Annotated in this window: 21 protein-coding genes; 5 read left to right on the plus strand and 16 right to left on the minus strand. The window is 60.2% G+C overall.

The genetic code is table 11. The features are described 5' to 3' along the window. The first annotated feature begins 18 nt into the window (after positions 1–18). Positions 19–1335 (plus strand): guanine deaminase, encoded by a 1317-nt coding sequence (gene guaD / locus BM007_RS04835; RefSeq protein WP_090418225.1) that lies wholly within the window; start codon positions 19–21, stop codon positions 1333–1335. Here the strand turns inward: guaD and uraH are convergent. After that, positions 1315–1638 (minus strand): hydroxyisourate hydrolase, encoded by a 324-nt coding sequence (gene uraH, locus BM007_RS04840; RefSeq protein WP_090417425.1) that lies wholly within the window; start codon positions 1636–1638, stop codon positions 1315–1317. The genes guaD and uraH overlap by 21 nt on opposite strands. After that, on the minus strand, positions 1635–2135 hold the full coding sequence (gene uraD / locus BM007_RS04845; RefSeq protein ID WP_090417427.1) for a 2-oxo-4-hydroxy-4-carboxy-5-ureidoimidazoline decarboxylase: 501 nt from the start codon (positions 2133–2135) through the stop codon (positions 1635–1637). Before uraD ends, uraH begins: the two co-directional genes overlap by 4 nt. A 236-nt stretch (positions 2136–2371) precedes the next feature. Between uraD and hpxO the strand changes: the two genes are divergently transcribed. Genes hpxO through BM007_RS04860 form a run of 3 tightly spaced genes read left to right on the plus strand, consistent with a single transcriptional unit; the run spans position 2372 to position 5525 of the window. Next, the gene (hpxO, locus tag BM007_RS04850) at positions 2372–3526 is read left to right on the plus strand and encodes an FAD-dependent urate hydroxylase HpxO (RefSeq protein WP_090417429.1); all 1155 of its coding nucleotides are present in this window, start codon (positions 2372–2374) and stop codon (positions 3524–3526) included. Between the two features lie 17 nt (positions 3527–3543). Next, on the plus strand, positions 3544–4578 hold the full coding sequence (gene hpxD / locus BM007_RS04855) for a molybdenum cofactor-independent xanthine hydroxylase subunit HpxD (protein ID WP_061715591.1): 1035 nt from the start codon (positions 3544–3546) through the stop codon (positions 4576–4578). A gap of 11 nt (positions 4579–4589) precedes the next feature. Continuing rightward, on the plus strand, positions 4590–5525 hold the full coding sequence (locus BM007_RS04860; RefSeq protein ID WP_090417431.1) for a PDR/VanB family oxidoreductase: 936 nt from the start codon (positions 4590–4592) through the stop codon (positions 5523–5525). 140 nt (positions 5526–5665) lie between these two features. Here BM007_RS04860 and BM007_RS04865 read toward each other — a convergent pair whose 3' ends face one another. From BM007_RS04865 to BM007_RS04875, 3 genes are read right to left on the minus strand one after another with little or no spacing between them, the layout of a single operon-like run. Beyond that, positions 5666–6856 carry a glycoside hydrolase family 88 protein gene (locus BM007_RS04865; RefSeq protein WP_090417433.1) on the minus strand — a complete coding sequence of 397 codons (1191 nt, stop codon included), beginning with the start codon at positions 6854–6856 and terminating at the stop codon, positions 5666–5668. A 13-nt stretch (positions 6857–6869) separates the two neighbouring features. Next, positions 6870–8150, minus strand: coding sequence for an oligosaccharide MFS transporter (locus tag BM007_RS04870; protein ID WP_090417435.1), 1281 nt, complete (start codon positions 8148–8150; stop codon positions 6870–6872). Beyond that, positions 8147–9985, minus strand: a complete 1839-nt coding sequence (locus BM007_RS04875) for a DUF2264 domain-containing protein (protein WP_090417437.1) — start codon at positions 9983–9985, stop codon at positions 8147–8149. Before BM007_RS04875 ends, BM007_RS04870 begins: the two co-directional genes overlap by 4 nt. Before the next feature lie 228 nt (positions 9986–10213). Between BM007_RS04875 and BM007_RS04880 the strand changes: the two genes are divergently transcribed. Next, positions 10214–11071: an AraC family transcriptional regulator gene (locus tag BM007_RS04880; RefSeq protein WP_090417439.1), complete on the plus strand. Its 858-nt coding sequence runs from the start codon at positions 10214–10216 to the stop codon at positions 11069–11071. Positions 11072–11143: 72 nt separating this feature from the next. On the opposite strand, the gene cobT is transcribed toward BM007_RS04880, so the two are convergent. The 11 genes from cobT to BM007_RS04935 are packed head-to-tail and all read right to left on the minus strand — an operon-like array spanning position 11144 to position 19655. Beyond that, complete coding sequence (gene cobT / locus BM007_RS04885; RefSeq protein WP_090417441.1) at positions 11144–12199, minus strand: nicotinate-nucleotide--dimethylbenzimidazole phosphoribosyltransferase; 1056 nt, start codon at positions 12197–12199, stop codon at positions 11144–11146. Positions 12200–12210: 11 nt separating this feature from the next. After that, entirely contained in the window at positions 12211–12819 is a 609-nt protein-coding gene (cobC, locus tag BM007_RS04890) for an alpha-ribazole phosphatase (RefSeq protein ID WP_090417443.1), read from the minus strand. Positions 12820–12822: 3 nt separating this feature from the next. Then, positions 12823–13581 carry an adenosylcobinamide-GDP ribazoletransferase gene (gene cobS / locus BM007_RS04895; RefSeq protein WP_024908231.1) on the minus strand — a complete coding sequence of 253 codons (759 nt, stop codon included), beginning with the start codon at positions 13579–13581 and terminating at the stop codon, positions 12823–12825. Beyond that, a complete protein-coding gene (gene cobU / locus BM007_RS04900) occupies positions 13572–14123 on the minus strand; it encodes a bifunctional adenosylcobinamide kinase/adenosylcobinamide-phosphate guanylyltransferase (protein WP_024908230.1) in 552 nt (183 codons plus the stop codon). The genes cobS and cobU overlap by 10 nt, the downstream gene beginning before the upstream one ends. Next, positions 14120–15643: a cobyric acid synthase gene (locus tag BM007_RS04905; RefSeq protein ID WP_090417445.1), complete on the minus strand. Its 1524-nt coding sequence runs from the start codon at positions 15641–15643 to the stop codon at positions 14120–14122. Before BM007_RS04905 ends, cobU begins: the two co-directional genes overlap by 4 nt. Beyond that, complete coding sequence (locus BM007_RS04910; protein ID WP_090417447.1) at positions 15640–16458, minus strand: energy-coupling factor ABC transporter ATP-binding protein; 819 nt, start codon at positions 16456–16458, stop codon at positions 15640–15642. The genes BM007_RS04905 and BM007_RS04910 overlap by 4 nt, the downstream gene beginning before the upstream one ends. Before the next feature lie 11 nt (positions 16459–16469). Beyond that, the gene (locus tag BM007_RS04915) at positions 16470–17147 is read right to left on the minus strand and encodes an energy-coupling factor ABC transporter transmembrane protein (RefSeq protein ID WP_024908227.1); all 678 of its coding nucleotides are present in this window, start codon (positions 17145–17147) and stop codon (positions 16470–16472) included. Then, entirely contained in the window at positions 17134–17415 is a 282-nt protein-coding gene (locus BM007_RS04920) for an energy-coupling factor ABC transporter substrate-binding protein (RefSeq protein ID WP_047040056.1), read from the minus strand. Before BM007_RS04920 ends, BM007_RS04915 begins: the two co-directional genes overlap by 14 nt. Before the next feature lies 1 nt (position 17416). Then, positions 17417–18154, minus strand: a complete 738-nt coding sequence (gene cbiM, locus BM007_RS04925; protein ID WP_024908225.1) for a cobalt ECF transporter S component CbiM — start codon at positions 18152–18154, stop codon at positions 17417–17419. Further along, positions 18151–18864 (minus strand): cobalt-factor II C(20)-methyltransferase, encoded by a 714-nt coding sequence (locus tag BM007_RS04930; RefSeq protein WP_024908224.1) that lies wholly within the window; start codon positions 18862–18864, stop codon positions 18151–18153. Before BM007_RS04930 ends, cbiM begins: the two co-directional genes overlap by 4 nt. Then, positions 18861–19655, minus strand: a complete 795-nt coding sequence (locus tag BM007_RS04935; RefSeq protein WP_090417449.1) for a sirohydrochlorin cobaltochelatase — start codon at positions 19653–19655, stop codon at positions 18861–18863. The genes BM007_RS04930 and BM007_RS04935 overlap by 4 nt, the downstream gene beginning before the upstream one ends. Positions 19656–19662 lie beyond the last annotated feature (7 nt).

The raw sequence follows: 19662 nt of genomic DNA on the forward strand, positions 1-19662 counted from the left end.
ACGAAGGCAAGAACCATGATGGAATACCAGACTGCGATACGCGGTGCATTTTTTGATATTGCCCGGGTCTGCGACAGCGCAGACGCCATTGCCGAGCACGCGCGCTACCTTGAGGACGGACTGCTGTTTATCCAGAATGGAAAAATTCTGGCACAGATGCCGTGGCAGGAGGGCGAGCAGTATCTTGACCCGCACATAGGCTATACCGACCTGCGCGGCAGGTTGCTGCTGCCCGGTTTTGTTGACACCCACGTCCACTATCCGCAAACGGAGATGATCGGCGCCTTCGGCGAACAGCTGCTGGAGTGGCTGACCACCTACACCTTCCCGGTGGAGAGCCAGTTTTCCGATGAAGCCTACGCGAAAGAGATCGCCGAATTTTTCATACAGCAGCTGGTGAGCAACGGCACCACCACCGCACTGGTGTTTTGCACGCTGCATCCGGAATCGGTCGAGGCGCTGTTTACCGAGGCCCTGCGCCTGAACATGCGCCTTATCGCCGGAAAGGTGATGATGGACAGACACACGCCGGACTACCTGAGTGAAGACGCGAAGCAGAGCTACCGACAGACGCGGGCGCTGATCCAGCGCTGGCATCACCGTGGACGGTTGGGCTATGCGATTACGCCGCGCTTTGCGCCGACGTCATCACCCGAGCTGCTTGCGGCGGTCAGCCTGCTCAGAGAGGAGTTTCCGGATACCTGGCTGCAGACCCACCTGAGCGAAAACCCCAACGAAGTGGCCTGGGTAAGCGACCTCTGGCCGGAGCACGAGCGCTATCTGGACGTGTATCACCACTACGGCCTGACCGGCGAGCGCAGCGTGTTTGCCCACGCGATTCACCTTCACCACAGCGAGTGGCAGTGCCTGCATGACACCGGCTCGGCGGTGGCGTTTTGCCCCACCTCGAACCTGTTTCTCGGCAGCGGGCTGTTTCGCCTGCCCGCCTGCTGGCAGCACAGGGTGCGGATGGGCATCGGCACCGACGTCGGTGCAGGCACCACCTTCAGCATGCTGCGCACCCTGGGGGAAGCCTACAAGGTGGGCCAGCTTCAGAGCTACCGCCTGCGCGCCAGCGAGGCGTTTTATCACGCCACGCTGGGCGGCGCGCACGCCCTCCGGCTGGACGATAAGATTGGCAACTTCGCGCCCGGCAAAGAGGCGGATTTCGTGGTTATCGATCCTGACGTAACGCCGCTGCAGCGCCTGCGCAATCGCCGCTGTCAGAATATCTACGAGCAGCTCTTTGTGCTGATGACCCTGGGCGACGAGCGCAACATCAGTGAGACCTGGGTCAACGGCGAGCGGGTGTGGTCAACTGCCCCGGTAGGTTGACCACCCGCCGGGCGCAATCACAAACGGCAGATGGAAATGCTCGTCTGCCGTTTCTCCCGTCACAAAATCAATTTGCGCACAGGGGTAGAGCGTGTCGCGACCGGTTTCGCGAAACCACGCGCCGAACTCCGCCACCAGTTGGTAACGGCCCGCGGGCAGAGAGGGAACGAACGCGGCGATGCGCCCCTGGGCGTTGGTCACCCCCGTGGCCAGCGTCTTCCCGTCCTGTTGCAGATGAACCGTTACGCCTTCTGCGGGTTTGCCCGTCGAAATATCAAGAATATGGGTGCTGAGTGTGCTCATTCGCTAATGACTCCTTCCAGCCGTAGCAGCGTAATTTCCCGCAGCTGTTCCAGCGCGGCACGGATTTCCTGCGCATCGCTGTTTTCCAGCCGCGCGTGCAGGGCCTGTAATATCTCCTCGCCGCTGCGGCCCTTCGCGCGGATCAGAAAGACGCGTCCGAAGCGGGCCTCGTAGCGAGCATTTCCTTCACGCAGCGCCTGCGCAAGGGCGGCATCGCGATCGTTCACCGCCCCCTGCTCCTGGCGCGACAGCGCCGCCTCCGCCTGCGCGCCCGCGGGCTTTTCCCCGATGCGCGGATGAGCGCTCAATGCTTGCGTTAATACCGCTTCATCCCAGCGTTGCGCCAGGGCCTGCGCCGCAATGAACAAGGCTTCCCGGCTCGAATAAGGCCGTCCGTCAACCAACGCGTCGGCCCAGCCGGGTATCGCCACGCAGGGTTGAAGCAGCGTAAGAGCGTCTTTCTCAGGCAGCTGATTGAAATCGTGCAGTGCGATCATAGGTTCTCCTTGATTATCCTCCTGCTTATTGCACAAACCACGCCACTCTTGAGGCAGACGTGAAACAGTCGATTCCGGATGGCTGACCAGGAAATTTTTGATTCAAAAAAAGGCACGCTCACCGCGTTTGCGCACCTTAGCAGTGCAAACCTCTCACTCACAACGCCGTTTTCGCCACTCTGCAGCCTGGTACGCAAATTGCTGAACGTCTTTACACCCTGCAAAAGGAGAGAAGCATGAGAGCAATCGTTATTGGTGCGGGTATTGGCGGCCTGAGCGCCGCCGTCGCGCTGAAAAAAGCGGGCATCGACTGTACCGTATTTGAAGCCGTAAAGGAGATCAGGCCCGTCGGGGCGGCCATCTCCATCTGGCCTAACGGCGTGAAATGCATGCAGCACCTCGGCATGGGCGACATCATCGAGACCTACGGCGGACCGATGCGTTTTATGGCCTATAAGGATTACCGGCGCGGCGATACCCTGACCCGCTTTAGCCTTGCTCCGCTGGTTGAGCGTACCGGCGGGCGTCCCTGCCCCGTCTCGCGCGCTGAGCTTCAGCGCGAAATGCTGGACTTCTGGGGGCGCGACAAAGTGCAGTTCGGCAAGCGCGTCGAACGCGTAAATGAAGACGACTCGGGCGTAAGCGTGACCTTCACCGACGGCACCACGGCATCCGGCGATTTCCTGATTGCCGCCGACGGCAGCCACTCGGCGGTTCGCCCGTACGTGCTGGGGTATACCCCCGAGCGCCGCTACGCGGGCTATGTGAACTGGAACGGACTGGTGAAGATTGACGAAGAGATCGCCCCGGCGCACCAGTGGACCACCTTCGTTGGCGAAGGCAAGCGCGTGTCGCTGATGCCCGTCTCCGGCGGACGCTTTTACTTCTTTTTTGACGTGCCGCTCCCTGCGGGCCTGGCGGAGGATCGCACCACCCTGCGCGCCGATCTCACGGGCTACTTCCGCGGCTGGGCGCCGCCGGTGCAGACGCTTATCGCCGCGCTGGATCCTGACACCACCAACCGCATTGAGATCCACGACATTGAGCCGTTCGACAGCCTGGTGCGCGGCAACGTCGCGCTGCTCGGCGATGCCGCGCACAGCACCACGCCGGATATCGGCCAGGGCGGCTGCGCAGCGATGGAAGACGCCGTCGTGCTGGGGGAATGCCTGCGCGAAAACCACAGCATCACGCTGGCGCTGCGGCAGTACGAGGCGCTGCGCTGCGACCGGGTACGCGACCTGGTGCTGAAGGCGCGTAAGCGCTGCGACGTCACCCACGGCAAAGACATGGCGTTGACGCAGGCCTGGTATCTGGAGCTTCGAGAGGAGACCGGAGAGCGCATCATCAACGGTCTGTGCGAGACCATTCAGGGCGGCCCGTTAGGCTGAACGTAAGAGGGACAACGATGAAAAGAGAACCGACTCCACCCGCCCACTGCACGTTTGAGCCAGAGGACTGGCTGCGTCTGGCGAAATGCTGGCATCCGGTCGCGCGCGCCTGCGACGTCGGTCCGGCGCCGGTCAAAGCGACGCTACTGGATGAACAGCTGGTGATTTACCGCATAAACGACCAGGTCGTGGTCGCCCGTGACGTTTGCCCGCACCGCGGCGTGCCGCTGACGCTCGGCTTTCACGACGAGCACGGGATTATCTGCCCCTATCACGGCCTCCGCTTTGGAGAGGACGGGCGCTGCAACCGTATTCCCTCCAGCCCCGACCAGCCCGTTCCGGCGAAGCTGAACCTGATTAACTACGCCGTGGAGGAGCGCTTCGGCCTGATCTGGACCTGCCTGGCCTTTGATCCGGATAACCCTGCGCCGCTGCCCGCCATGCCGCACTGGGATGACGACGGATTTCAGCAGATTAACTGCCCGGCGTTTGAGGTGAATGGCTTTGCCGGGCGACAGGTGGAGGGGTTTCTGGACGTGGCGCACTTTGCGTGGATCCACACCGATACTTTTGCCGATCCCAATAATCAGCTTGTGCCCGCCTATCAGCCGCAGGAGACGCCGTTCGGCTTCGTGGCGGATTACTGGAGTTCAGTGAGCAACTATCCCGCCAGTTCCCCCGTGCAGGCGCCAGAAGGCTTCCAGTGGCTTCGACATTTTGAAATGCATCTGCCGTTTACCGCCACCCTGACGATTCATTTTCCGGGAGAGTCGAGACTGGTGATCATGAACGCCGCGTCGCCCGTGTCGTCGCGCGTTACCCGCATGTTCGCCCCTATCGCCCGTAATTTTGACCTGCATATACCGGTGGAGGACGTGCATGCCTTCAATCTGCGCATCTTCGAAGAAGATCGTCTGATGGTGGAAACCCAGCGCCCGGAAAGCCTGCCGCTGGACCTCACCCTGGAAGCCCATATTCCCGCCGATAAAAGCTCAATTGCCTACCGTCGGGGACTGAAGAAGATGGGCTTTGGCGAATTTTTCCTGGTATGACGGAGGCCGCTATGCTGAGCGTAATTGTTGACGGGCTGTGGCGCGAGGGCGACAAAAGCCTCGCCGTCAGGCTGGTGGCTGAAGACGGCGAAGCGCTGCCGCCGTGGCAGCCCGGCGCGCACATTGATGTCCACCTGCCCTGCGGCGTGGTACGCCAGTATTCCCTGACCGGGGCCTGTGAGGAAGAGAGCTATCTTATCTGCGTGGGGCGGGAAACCGCCTCGCGCGGCGGATCGCGCTACGTTCACGAAACACTGCGTCCGGGGCAGAAGCTGCTAATTTCAGCCCCGCGCAATCTGTTTCCGCTGGTTCAGGCAGAACGGGTTTTATTGCTGGCGGCGGGGATTGGCATTACGCCGCTGTATGCGATGGCCCTGCAGCTGAAGGCCGCCGGCACGTCGTTTTCGCTGCACTATTACGTCAGGAAGCGCGAAAGCGCGGCGTTTGCGCGCGAACTTTCGCAGTGCGGTGAGTGCATCATTCATACTATCAGCCCGCGCACAGCGCTGGCAGAGCATCTCCCCATGCCTGAAGCGGGTTTGCGAGCCTGGGTCTGCGGACCTGCGGGGTTCATGGAAAAAGTGCGTGAGGTCGCCACGGCGAAGGGATGGGATGACGCCCATCTTCACAGCGAGGCGTTTCAGCCCGCGTCCCCTGCCACAGGCGACGTCGCGGGCGAGATCTTTACGGTCAAGCTGGCCTCCACCGGGGAGCGCTGGCCGGTGCCTGCGGACAAAACCATTGCCCAGGTGCTGCAGGCAAACGGCGTGGACGTTCCGCTGTCCTGCGAAATGGGGATCTGCGGCGCCTGCCTGACGCCGGTGATTGACGGCGTAGTGGATCACCGGGATAGCGTGCAGTCGGAGGCGGAAAAAAGCGCAACGGACCAGCAGGTGGCGCTGTGCTGTTCGCGGAGCCATTCCGGGGAGCTGGTGATTGGGCTGTAAACCGTCTGCACACGCTTTCTTGCCGGGTGGCGCTGCGCTTACCCAGCCTACAATCCGTAACAATATCAATATATTGCACTATTCATTGTAGGCCCGTGCAAGCGTAGCGCCGCCGGGCGAAACGCACAAGCGCTTAAGGATTACCAGTACGGGTGCCAAATCTGTCGCAGCCGCGCCAGCAGCTCAAGATAGAAATAGTCCCCCCAGCTACAGCACTGATCGACCCCCTTACCGCTGCCCATATGATAAACCGAGTGCTGCAGCAGCCCTTCGGTCGGATCGTCGTCGTGAGCAAGGTAGTTATCGGTCAGCGACAGCGCGATACGCAGCGCCATCTCTTCATAATATGCACGGTTTGCGTCGAGTGTCGGCAGCGCCTTAACCAGCTCCAGCAGGCCACAGGCGGCAATCGCCGCCGCTGAACTGTCGCGCACGGCGTCGGTACCGAGCAGCGCCAGATCCCAGTGGCAAACATCATCTTCCGGCAGACGGTTGAGGAAGTAATGCGCCAGGCTGCGCGACAGCTCAACCATCTGCTTATCGCCGGTGTGCTGATAGCTGAGCAGAAAACCGTAAATGCCCCATGCCTGGCCGCGCGACCAGCACGAGGTATCGCTGTAGCCCTGATGGGTGTTGCCAAAGCGCGGCTCGCCCGTCTGCACATCCATATAGTAGGTGTGATACGTCGAGGCATCTTCACGCACGATATAGGCCGCGGCCTGTCCTGCGTGCGCCGTCGCCGCCTGCGCATAGCGCGGATCCCCGGTCTGTTCGCTGGCCCAGTACAGCAGCGGCAGGTTCATATTGCAGTCGATGATCATTCTTCCCTGCTGCTCCGGGTCGTTTAAATCACCCCACGCCTGAATAATGTTGGCCGTCGGATTAAAGCGCTCCATCAGGCGATCGGCAGCCAGCAGCGCCGACTGACGAGCGGCTTCGTTGCCGGTGAGGCGCCAGGCGCTGATGCAGGAGAGCGAATAGAGGAACCCGAGATCGTGCGTTGCGGTGTCGATGCGCTGCTCAATACGCCGGGCGAACGACGGTAAATAGCGCTCTGCGGCTTCGCGATAATGCGCTTTGCCGGTCATCTCCCACGCCAGCCACAGCTGGCCAGGCCAAAAGCTGGTGGTCCATTCCACGTTATCGGTGCGCGGCCAGACCCCCTTCTCACAGGCCTCACCGGGGAACTTATCGCCGAAGGCGACAATATTTTTGTCGAGCTTGCGCGTGACGCGGGCTAACGCCGCCTCCAGCTTCTGGCTCAGTGCCAGGCGATCGACCTGATGCAGTTCGATTGGCCGCAGCGCTTCGGTGATAACAGATTTGGTCATAACAACTCCTGAATTAATGTTTGGCCGGTTCAACCGGGGCGGTATCTAAAGCCGGAGCAAAGGATCGTGAGTCATCGCGCGTCGACTGACAGCGCGACAGCGTAAAGGCGGAAATCAGCGTAAATACCAGGGCGCAGCAGCCCATCAGCAGATAGGTATGCTCAAAGCCAATCCTGTCGTACAGATAGCCGGCAGGTGGGGCGACCACAATCGAACCCACGTAAATCATCGCCTGGTAGCCCAGCAGGTACATCGTGGCGTTAACCCGACGATGGAAATGCTCCGCGATGTATTTGAAGACCGAGATGAGCAGCAGCGCGATCTCGACGCCATAAAACGGTTTGATGATGGAGATAACAATCGGGTCGCTGGTCAGCCCGGAGGCGATCAGCCGCGCTCCGACCACACAGCCGCAGAACAGCAGGCCGCGCTTGGCGCCGTAGTGATTCACCAGCCACGGGATAAACATCATCATCACGAATTCCATCCCCGACTGGACGGTACTCAGGTAGCCGTACCAGGCATTCCCCTGCTCTTTGGTGGCGAAGAACGACACGAAGTAGCGCGGGAACTGCTGTTCGGCGATAAACATCATCCACGCCACCCCGGCGACGTAGAGGCTGAACATCCAGAATTTGCGGTTTTTCAGGAGCATCAGCACGTCGGCGAAGACGATCTTATTTGCGGAAATAACGCTGTTATTGCGCAGCTGCTCGTCGCCGATTTTGAGGCTAATCAGCACCAGCAGCATCAGTACCGAGGTCCCGCTGCTAAGCAGAAAGTTGGCCAGCGGGGTGACGTTAAACAACAGCCCGGAGACCGACGCCGCCATCGCCCAGCCCAGTGAACCCCACATTCTGATGCGGCCAAACTCCAGCCCGTACAGGCGGCTAAAGCGGTCGGCGTAAGATTCAGACGCCGCCACGCCGGCGTACCAGCCCAGGCTCAGATACAGCGCGCCGATGATAATCCCCGCCATCGCATGGCTTTGCAGCAGCGGCTGGTACACCAGCGCGAAGAACGGCGCCATCAGCGCGGAAATGGCGCAGACAAAATAGAGCAGCCACTTGCTCATGCCGATTTTGTCCATGATGTAGCCGTACACCGGCTTCAGAACCACCGCGAAGACACCGTTGATGGCGAACACGCTGCCGATGGTGACGCTATCGAGGCCCACTTTCTGGCTCAGCCACAGGGCGTACAGGCCAAAGCTGGATGACCACGTGAAGAAGTAAAGGAAAATAAAGGTACTCATTTTGTACTGCGCGGCGCGTACGGACGATGATGTGCTCATAGCGATGCCTCCGGAGCCAGAACGAGCGTCGTTTCTTGTCGTGCCGTCACGAAGCGTACCGCGTCATCGCTAATGAAGGCCTGCGGGCAGCGTTGCGGATCGAAGTCGGCGGCATTTCCCGCCCACACCGCGCTGATTAACATATGCTTGCCGGGGTCGAGCTCGCCGCGCAGCACCGGCACCGCCGCGCGCTCGGCGAACAGCAGATTACTGTTCGGCGGCGTCACCACCGTCTCGCCGCGGCGGGCGTGCGGGTGTAGACAGAAAATGGCTGAGACATCCCGGGCACTGCGTAACCAGCAGGCACCGTCACTCTCGTGTACCTGCGGCTGCGGGCGGTTCGCCAGGCTAAAGCCACCCTCCGCGCAGTCCAGCGCGCGCCGGGTATTGATGCGATGGACGCGTAGCTGCCAGTCGCCCAGCGCCAGCAGCCAGCTCTCAATCTCCACGTCGCGCCACGGCAGCCAGCGGCTGTAAATGGTGCCGTTAGAAGTGACCACGTGCTGGCATTCGCGGCGGCCACGCCAGTAGTTATCCTTTTCGGCCAGCAGCAGCATCGAATCGGGCGCGGCATGGTTCAGGCCGTAGCGCCCGCGTTCGATGGTGAAGCCAAAGCGGGTGGAATAGGCAAATTTGCAGTATTTCGCTTCGGTGTTCACGAAGTTGTTCAGCTCCAGCTGGCCGGACGTCAGCATCCACAGGTGATCGTCCTGATGCACCACCACCTGATCCGCGTGGGCTATCGTGTGCCGGGCGGGCAACGGCGGCAGCGGCAGCTCGGCCGCCTGCCAGAAAGCATCGCCCTCATCTAATGCCAGCACCAGCAGGGTCTTCAGGCCCCAGTACGGCGACCCCGGCGCGTTGTAGTCTTCCGCCATCGCCAGATTCGGGTAGCTGTAACCGACGCTCAGCACGCCGTCGCGGTCGAATATCGGCTGCTTTAGCCACCAGCGCAGATGACGCAGAACGATGCCCTTAATCGCGCCGGGCGAAAAGACCTCCAGCCCGGCGAAGGCCGCCGCACTCCAGAACGCCGCCTCGGCAAAGCGGTAGGTCAGGCTACGGCCAAACGGGATCGCCGCGCCGTCTTCGGCAAAGAAATGGATGAAGTCAGAGGAGAAACGCGCGGCCCGCTGACGCAGCGTTGCACAGCGCTTTGGATCGACCCCGGCCATGAGCTTCGCGTAAATCAGGCCATAGAAATGGAAGCCCATCGAGATGTAATAGTCGCGCGGCCGTCCCGGACCATCGGCGTACCAGCCATCGCCGAGGTAGTAGTGTTCCATGGCAGCAAAATGATCTTCCAGCGCCTGCGGGTTGGTCGGCATGCCGCAATAATGGAAGCCGACCTGCACCAGAATCGGGAAGAAGTGCCAGTTGTTATCGGGGATTTCCTGGGTCTCGCACTGCTTTAGCCAGCGCCATAAATTCTCTTTCTCCGTCTCAGTGAAGTGTGCCAGTACGGTTTCACCCGCCAGCGCCAGCAGCAGCCCGTAGGCCGCCATCTCGACGATTCGCTGATCGTAAGGCCCGACGTCTCCCCAGTAATCGGCATGCTGCGGATCGGTGCCGTTTTTTATCGCCTGTAAATAGAATGAGAAGTGCTGCGGCTCGCTGCCGCCAGCTAACAGCGGCGTCACGCCCCACAGCAGGCGGGAAAACGTTTCCATGCTCGCCACCTGCTGGCCGTAGTGAGCGGTAAAGTTCGCTAAATCAATGCGGCTGGCGTCTTTTTTAAACCAGGGCGACACCGCGTTCAGCATGTCGTTAACCAGCCGTAGCACCTCTTCCCGGCTTGTCAGTGGATTATCCAGATGAATATTTTCAGGTTGCACAGGGTCCTCCCGCATTACACGAGGGTAGAGATAAGTTATTGTTATTAGGCTTTTTAAAGCCACGAGTGCGACGTCTGAATGAAGAGTAACTGCTTTTATTCCCGGCGCTGAGTGAGCAGACTCACAAAATTAAACCGCCATTTCATTTTTGCTGGATTTTGTCGAACGCGAGGGGGATAAATTACAAATGATGGCCTAAAAATTTAAATCTGTTGTCCTGGAGGTAATATGGGTGAAACGCAGCTGCTGGAACGGATTACGCTCGATCGGCAGGCCATTTCTTTTAACCGCATGTCCACCACCAGCGCAATTTACTACCACTGGCATCAATGCGTTGAATTGCTCTATATCTCCAGCGGCTACGGCATCGTGGTGGTGGATAATCAGCACTACACCGCCCGTCCGGGGCGATTATTTATCTTCCCGCCCTTCCGTTTGCACAAAGTGCAGGTCGATCATAGCGATAAGAATCCCTATCACCGCACCACCATGCACATTGAGCAATCGGTGGTCGAAAGCGCACTCAGCACGTTCCCGCGCCATCAGGCCCGGTTCGCCGCGCTGGCCGCCAGCAATCTTCCGGCGCAAATCTACGATCTCAGCGAGCACGCAGCGTTTATCGAAAGGATCCTTGAACAGTTTCAGCGCCTGGAGGGCAACGAGCAGACCGAGGCGTGCGAGGTGGCCTTTCTGATGATGCAGCTCATGACGTTTCTGCCCGAGCAGCCGCAGCCCTACCCGCCGCGCCAGCAGACCGTCGCCTCGCGGATTATGAGCTGGGTCGAAGCCCACTATGCCAGCAAGTTTTCACTCGACCAGCTAGCGCACGACCTGGGGCTTTCGCGCAGCTATACCTCACGCATTTTTCGCCAGCAGACCGGCGGTAGCATCCACGAATATTTGCTGACCCGGCGGATAAAAAGCAGCTGCGAGCTGTTGCGGTACAGCGATGAGCCAATTGACGCTATTGCGCTGGCAGTCGGGTTTAGCGAGGTGACCTATTTCATTACCTGCTTTAAAAAGATGATGCGTCAGACGCCGCTGCAGTATCGACGTCGTATCCGCTGCACCAGAATGCCCTGTTAAGGGGGGGTTGACCGCTGGCCCAAAGCTGGACGCTTTCCGGCGTCCAGCCTGGCTGGGGTTTTTGCCTTTCCGTCATGCCGGAACGGGCAACTCAATGCCGCTTTGCGCCAGTTGCCCCATCTCGCAGTACATTGCGCAGGCCGCGCTGACGATAGACATTGCCAGCGCGGCACCGCTCCCTTCGCCAAGACGCATGTCAAGATGGATAAACGGCGCCAGCCCAAGGTGCTCCAGCGCGCGCCTGGCCCCCTTTTCGGCGGAAAAATGAGAGGGAATACAGTAGTTCTTCACTTCTGGCGCAATCTGACAGGCGGCGATGGCGGCGGCATACGAGAGAAAACCGTCTAACACCACGGGCAGTCCGCATGCGCCAGCGCCCAATATCACCCCGGTCATGCCCACCAGGTCATAGCCGCCGACTTTGGCCAGCACATCAACCGCATCGCGCGCATCCGGCTGGTTTATGCGTATCGCCTGCCGGACTATGGTTTCCTTATGCTGCACCCGGTCCTGCGGCAAATTGGCCCCAATCCCCACCACATCATGCGGATCGCTGTCGGTCAGCACGCTGATGATTGCCGAGGCCGGCGTCGTATTGGCAATACCCAGCTCGCCTACGCCAAAGACGGAGATCCCCCCCTGCGCGCGTTTTTTAACGAGGCTGGCACTCGCCAGCAGCAGGTGCTCGGCATCCTGACGGCTCATCGCCGGTCCCTGAGCGATATTCCCGCAGCCGCGCGAGAGTTTAAGGCTGAGCATATTGTCGATAGGCTCGCCGTCAATACCGATGTCAACGGGCAGTACCGACGTCTGGCTATTGCGGGCCAGCACACACACTCCGGTCAACCCCTTTTGCATATTGACGGCCTGAAGCCAGGTCACCACTTTCGGCGTCACGGCCACGCCTTCATCAAACACGCCATGGTCGGCGCACATGACGATAATCTCTTTTTGCAGATTATCGAGCCTGTCGATGCCCCACATTCCCGAAAGCTGTATTGCCAGACTTTCCAGCCGACCCAGGCTGTTTGTCGGCTTTATTAAGCCATCAACATGCCTTGAGGCCGCCTGAATCTTCTGTTTATCAAGCGGTCTGATGGCCGCCGCCAGCGCCTTCACTGTCCCCATCCTCATCACCCTCACTCTTCTGTTTGCCAAACGCTTCTGCCATTAAATACCCGTAACACCCAATGCCCGCCCCGATTTTCAACGACCGTGTAGGCATCGTGACTGAACGGGAAATGCCACATCGCCGCCACGGGCATCCCTAACCAGGTTGCCAGCAGCAGGCTCAGCACGCCCTGATGCGCCACAATGAGCATGTCTTCACGCTGCTGCAGCTGACTCATCGCATCCGCCGCCGCCCTGACGCGCGCGGCGAAATGCGGGAAGGCTTCGCCGCCGTCTGGCGTTGCGTTTTGCCAGTCATCCATCCAGCGCTGCCACGACGCGGGACTTTCTTTTTCGATGTCGCTGAAGTGACGCATCTCCCATTCGCCAAAATCCAGCTCGTTAAGCCGCGCATCGACGTGGACATCATGGGCTGTCGGCACGATAAGCCGCGCCGTTTGCTGAGAACGCTGCAGCGCGCTGACGCGCGCGTGCCCGAACGCGACCCCGGACAGGTACCCGGCAACACGCTGGCTTTGGGCAATGCCCTGCGGCGAGAGCGCCAGATCGGTACTCCCGTAAAATACGCCGCTGATGTTAGCGGTTGTTTGACCGTGACGAACCAGAAAAAGACGCATACATCAGACCCACAGTAGCGACAGCAGGAAGACCATTTCACCGATCTCCTCCATCGCGCCCAGGGTATCCCCCGTCAGCCCGTTCAGTCGGCGGCTTAAAAATGTCTTTACCGCGTTGACGACCATCCAGGTGATGACGCTGGCGATAAGCCCGTGCGCCCCGGCCAATAGCCCCACGAGCGCCACGCCGATGCAGAGGGTGATGACCGTCTCTTTGCCGCTGATATGGCCGAGATAGGCGTTTGCCATTCCAGCCCCTTCGCGCGCATAGCGCTGCCGGTACATGGCCAACACCATTGCCGTTCGCCCGACGATCGGCGCGCAGACCAGCAGCGCAAACAGGGTATTAACCGGAAGGTGGGCCAGGGAAATTACCGCAGCGACTTTGATAAGGATGCAGAATACGATGGCCAGACCGCCGTAGGTTCCCAACCGGCTATCGCGCATAATCTCCAGCATTCGTTCGCGGGTGCGGGCAGAAAAGACGCCATCGCAGGTGTCCGCCAGACCGTCCAGATGAAACCCGCCGGTCAGCAGCACCAGCGCCAGAACCCAGGCGACCGCGCCGATATAGATCCCACCGCCGGTCTGGCTCACCGCCAGATAGCCCAGGGCAGCCAGCACGCCAACGATCAGACCCACTACCGGGAACCAGGGGACGCCACGGCCATACTGCGAAAATTCAACGCCGTCGCTCCACTTTTGCGGCACCGGAATGCGGGTAATGAATCCCAGCGTCGCCCACAACATTTTTAACGGCATTTAATCTTTACTCCAATTCCCGAGACAACCAGCCACACTTCCTGCGCCGCCTGCGCCAGCCTTTGGTTCGCGCGCCCGGCAATATCGACAAAATGACGCGCCAGCCGATTCTCTGGCGTGATGCTCATGCCCAGCTCATTGGTCACAATATAAACCGGCGCCGCCGACTGCTGGCAGGCCGCAATCAGGTCGTCCACCTGCTGTTGCAGCACCGCCTCAAGCGCGGAAAAATCGAGGGTCTCCGGCGACGCGCCGCCGCTGGCGTCATAGAGCAGGTTCGACAGCAGGGTAGTGACGCATTCCAGAACCACGCCTTCGCCCGGCTGCACCTGGTGGCGAATCACGTCGCCCAGATCGCGATACCCTTCCCAGGTTCGCCAGTGCGCAGGACGCTGAGCGCGGTGCTTGTCAACGCGCAGCGCCATCTCTTCATCGGTAATCACCGACGTCGCGATATACAGCACGCGCTCGCACTGCTGCGCCGCCAGCTGTTCGACGTGCGCACTTTTCCCGCTGCGCGCGCCTCCGGTGACCAAAATCATGCGCCTTCCTCCTGATGCTCCCGCATTATTTGATAGATCTTTTTAATATCAATATGTTCTCTCATCGCGCTCGCCAGGATATCAAACTGTTGCGCTTTCCAGGCGGCGTAATCTACCGCAACGTCTAAGGGCGCCAGTCCTTTGCGCTGGCGCAAGCCGTCCACCATCGCGCGCGTGAAGGCATCGTTATCGAATAGCCCGTGGAGATAGGTCCCTATCACCTGCCCGTCAGCGCTGATGGCACCGTCCGCGATGCGCTCGCCCTCTTTTTCCAGAAACAGCGCCGGGCTACCGTCGGATGTCAGTTGGGTCTCTCCCATATGGATCTCGTAGCCCTGCACCTTAATGCCCGCTGCCGACTTAAGCCACGCCGGGAGCGCCGACGCCATCTGCGCCGAGACCTGCGTCGTGGTTTTTCGCTGCGCGAAGCGGGTCACGGTATGGAGCAGACCCAGCCCCGGCTGGGTTCCCAGCCCCGACTCCACCTCATCAATGATGGTGTCGCCAAGCATCTGGTAGCCGCCGCAAATGCCCATGACGGGCACGTTCTGCTGGTGGGACTGGAGCACCGCGTGCGCCATGCCGCTTTCCCGCAGCCAGGCCAGATCGCCCAGCGTATTTTTACTGCCGGGGAGAATCACGAGATCGGCCCCCGCCAGCTCCTGGGGATAACGGACATAGCGCACGCGAACATCGGGCTGCGCCGCCAGGGCGTTAAAATCGGTGAAGTTGGAGATATGCGGTATCTGCACCACGGCAATGTCGATATCGCGCTGGGCCGTTCGCAGGTATTTTCCCTTTTGCAGCGCCACGCCGTCTTCATCTTCCAGATCCACATCCAGCCATGGCATCACGCCCAGCACCGGCACGCCGGTCAGGTTTTCTATCTGCTCAATACCCGAGTAAAGCAGCGCAACATCGCCACGAAATTTATTGATGATGACCCCTTTCACCCGCGCCCGCTCGTGGTCGTGCAAAAGCGCCAGCGTGCCGTAGATGGCGGCAAACACGCCGCCTCTGTCAATGTCCGCCACGAGGATCACCGGGCACTGCGCCATTTCGGCCATCCCCATGTTGACGATATCGCGATCGCGCAGGTTAATCTCCGCCGGGCTGCCCGCGCCTTCCAGCACCACCACGTCATACTCTCCGGCCAGGCTGTTATAGACGTCGCGGATCTGCTCCCGCAGGCGCGGTTTGTACTCGTGGTAGCTGACCGCGTCCATATCGGTCGCCACCTGCCCCATCAGCACCACCTGCGCTTTACGATCGCTGGTCGGTTTTAACAGCACCGGATTCATCCGTACGTCCGGCGTTATCCCCGCCGCCTGAGCCTGAAATATCTGCGCGCGGCCCATCTCTTTACCCTCCGGCGTAATACCGGAGTTGAGCGCCATATTCTGCGACTTAAACGGTGCGGTACGCAGGCCATCCTGATAAAAAATCCGGCACAGCCCCGCCACCAGGACGCTTTTACCCACGTCAGAAGCGGTGCCCTGCAACATAATTGCCTGCGTCATGAGGCCTCCTTCATTACGTTTTTTTGTCGCATACGGCTGAAAAATTCATCTTCGGTTTTACATAACGGCAGGCCAAGCTGCGCGTGCAGCTTGACGAGCCAGGGCTGCGTTAATCCGGCCCGTTCAATCAGTTCGCCGCGGGCAAAGACCTCACCCGGCGCGCCGTGCGCCAGCACTTCTCCCTGACGCAGCACGTAAACGGCATCGCTCACTTCGTAAATCAGGTCAATATCATGACTGGAGATCACCACGTGGTTCCCCTGCGCCACAATGCGCCTGATAATCTCGATCATCTGCGTGCGTCCTGAAGGATCAAGCCCGGCCGTGGGCTCGTCCAGCAGAAGATAGCGGGCGCCCAGCACCAGCGCCCCGGCAATGGCGACGCGCTTCTTTTGCCCGTGGCTCAGGCACTGGATCGGCTGCTGGCGAAAACGCTGCGCGTCAACCAGCGTCAGCGCATCGTCGACGCGCCGTGCAATCTCCGGTTCCGCCACGCCCAGATTGCGCAGGCTGAAGGCGATGTCGCTATCAATATCGGTATAAAAGATCTGCTGATCGGGATCCTGAAACACCGTTGCCACCTGCTGACGGAGCGCCAGCAGTCCGCGCTTGCTGTAGTCCAGCGGCTTCCCCTGCCACAGCACCGCACCCTGCTGCGGCTTCAGCAGGCCGCTCAGATTCATAAATAACGTCGACTTTCCGCAGCCGTTAGCTCCGACCAGCCCGGTGACGGGATGGGCCGAAAAATCCAGCGTCAGCCCTTTGAGCACCTGCGCCTCCTGATAGCGAAACCAGAGATCGGCGGTGGTAAGCATGGTGCGATTCCTTACAGGGGAAAATCACCCTGGTAGAGTTTAATATCCAGCGTGGTCGCCATCTGCTGATAGCGAATCAGCACCCGGGTAAACAGCAAACCAACCAGCATCGCCAGCGAGCGATAGCCCTTTGGCAGGCTACGATAGCCAAAACGCAGCGTCTGCGCGCGGTGAATTGCCAGCGCTTCGTCTAACAGAATAAAAATAAAGCGCCAGGTCAGCAGGATCTGCTCGGTAAGCAGGCGCGGCACGCGCGCCCGCTTAAGCAGCACAATCAGCTGCGGAAACGGCAGGTTCAGCACCAGCCAGAAGGTCGCCGCCAGCGCGGCAAGGCTGCGCCAGAAGGTTTCATTGGCGGCAGTCAGCCCGGACGCGGTTATCCCCAGCCAGTAGTGCCCCACCGGGACGCCTGCCGCCAGCGTGTTCGGGTCACGGGTGACGCTAAAGAGGATCGTCAGCACGCCGACCAGCAGAAAGCCAAACGGCAGCGCCATCCAGCGGCACCAGCGCCAGAAGGTCATCCGCAGCAGCCAGCAGGTCAGTCCCGCCGTCAACGCCAGGACGATCCCCTGCCCCAGCGGCGGCAGCGCAAACGCCAGCGTCATCAGCGCCAGCCAGAGCAGAAACTTGCGTTCCGGCGCCACGTGAGCCCAGCGGCTCTGATAGCTTAGCCTGTCAAGCCCGGTCATCACGGCGCTGTCTGCCTTTGGTGTAGCCCAAAATATAGAAAATCACCGCTGCGCCAATGGAGCCCTGGAGCGTAAACAGCAGGCTTTCAATTTCGCCGCTGGCGGGTTCATAGAGCGGCGTGAACCACGGCGTGTAATGCGGCGCCACAACCTGAATTTGATTTTCGGCTTCACCATCCGAGCCGCCAAACTCCCCCCCGTGATCGATAAAAAATGGTAGTACGATCAGAGCAACCACCATCGCCAACAGCATCAGCGTCTTTTTCATCTCAGTGTCCTTGTGCGGTAATCAGCTGACGTTTGGTCAACTGGTCATAAATCATGACGGTTAACAGTCCCTCCGCGATGGCGATGGGGATCTGCGTCAGGCAGAAAATGCCCATGAATTTCACAATCGACCCCGTTGCACCTGTCGCCGGGTCCGGGAACGCCGCGCCAAGCTGGACTGAGGTGACAAAATAGGTCACCAGATCCGCCAGCATCGCGCACAAAAATACCCCGACATCACGACGGAGCCCGGCACGGCAGGCCATTTTCCACACCATGTACCCGACAACCGGCCCAATCACCGCCATCGACATGCCGTTCGCGCCAAGCGTGGTTAACCCGCCGTGCGCCAGCAGCAGCGCCTGAAACAGGAGCACGATGGCGCCGAGAATAGCGACGACGCCCGGCCCGAACAGAATCACGGCGAGCCCGACGCCGGTCGGATGCGAGCAACTGCCGGTCACCGAGGGGATCTTCAGCGCCGACAGCACGAAAATAAACGCCCCGCACAGCGCCAGCAGGACTTTCTGGTGGCTATCCTCCTGCACGATACGGCGCAGGCGCACCAGTCCATACCACAGACACGGTAAGAAGATCAGCCACCACGCCAGCGCCCACATGGGCGGTAAAAAGCCTTCCATGATGTGCATCGCGAACGCCTGCTCCGGCACCACCATCAGCAATAGCGCCGCCGCCAGGCCACTTAATGACAGCTGTTTAAGCTGTTGTTCGAGTTTCATTGCGCATACTCCCACTGTTTGTTGACCAGAATGGTCGAGAAATAGGGTAACGGCTGGTCGTCAGCAACCTCATCCAGATGCCGCCAGCACTGCTCGCCGGGGAGCGTGGCCTCTGACATCATCAGCGCGCAGTTCAGCAGCCCGGCCTGCGTCAGCAGCGCTTTGATGCGCGCAAACCGGCCATAGACCTTCATCAGCACCAGGCTGTCGTGCTGCTGCAGCGCCTGCGCAATCTCCGCTTCCGGCGCGGTGCATGCGATCACCGCCAGCGACTGCTGTTCCATCGCCAGCGGCGTTTTGGACCGCGCGGCAATCGCGGCAAACGACGTCACGCCGGGCACAATTTCCAGCCAGTCCGGGCTGCCGATGCGCTGGAGTAAGAACACCCAGGTACTGAACAGCATCGCGTCGCCCAGGGTGATAAAGCCAACCTGTTTTCCGTCGTTCACCTCCGTTACTAACGCGTCGGCCACCGCATCCCACACCGCCTCCTTTTCAGCGCTGTCGGCGCTCATGGGAAAGTGGCAGCAGCGGATTTCAGTCTGCTCGCCGACATATTCACGAACGATAGAAAGCGCCAGACTGTCGCCCCCTTTTCGTCCCGCCGGGGCGTAGAGAATATCCAGCGAACCGAGGATCCGTGAGGCTCGCACGGTGATAAGGTCCGACGCGCCCGGCCCGGTGCTGAGGGCGTACAGTTTGCCGCTCATGCTGCCTCCTCCATCGCCACGCTCAGCGCCTGCTGTAAATGGGCGACGAACATCGCGCGCACCGCCGGGTTTTCGCCCAGCCCGCTCAGCCACGGCGTTGCCGGGATCCCGGCAGCGTTAAACAACGTCTTCCAGGAGTCCTCGTCATCAGAGGCCATATCGTTAATGGCGTGATCGCCCGCCACCAGCATCAGCGGCATCAGATGCACGGCGGTGACGCCTTGTTTACAGAGGCTCTCAATCAGGATGTCGACTTCCGGATAGCTCTCCACCGCGCCGACGCGGGCCGGGAAGCCCTGGGCCATCATCATGTGGTCGAGGCAGGCATAGGCCGCAAAGGCGTGATGGCTGGCGCCGTGGCCCATAAACACCACTTTTTCCGTGGCCCCAAGCGTCGGCATTTGCTGTTGTAAGGCGCGCATCAGCTGCGCGTAATCGTCGTGGCTGCTCAGCAGCGGTACCCCCAGCGTCAGGCGGGTAAAGAGCGGGCGCAGGCTCTGCACTTCACGGACGATTTTCTCGTACTCATCGCCGTTGATGATGTGCAGGGACTGGATCGCCACGTCCTGATATCCCTGAGCCGCAAGCTTTTTCAGCGCCTGCAGCGGCGTATCGATCTCAATGCCGTCACGCTGTTTGAGCTTGCGAATGATCATCCCGGAGGTGAATGCCCGAAACAGCTCGCGGTCAGGGCAGCTTTCCGCCAGCGCACGCTCGCAGGCCACAATGTTTTTCTCGCAGGTATCGTGGTAGCTGGTACCAAAGCTGACCACCAGAAGCGCCTTTTTCATCTCTAAC

This window comes from Enterobacter sp. NFIX59 (genome assembly GCF_900113755.1).
Lineage (GTDB): Bacteria > Pseudomonadota > Gammaproteobacteria > Enterobacterales > Enterobacteriaceae > Enterobacter > Enterobacter pseudoroggenkampii.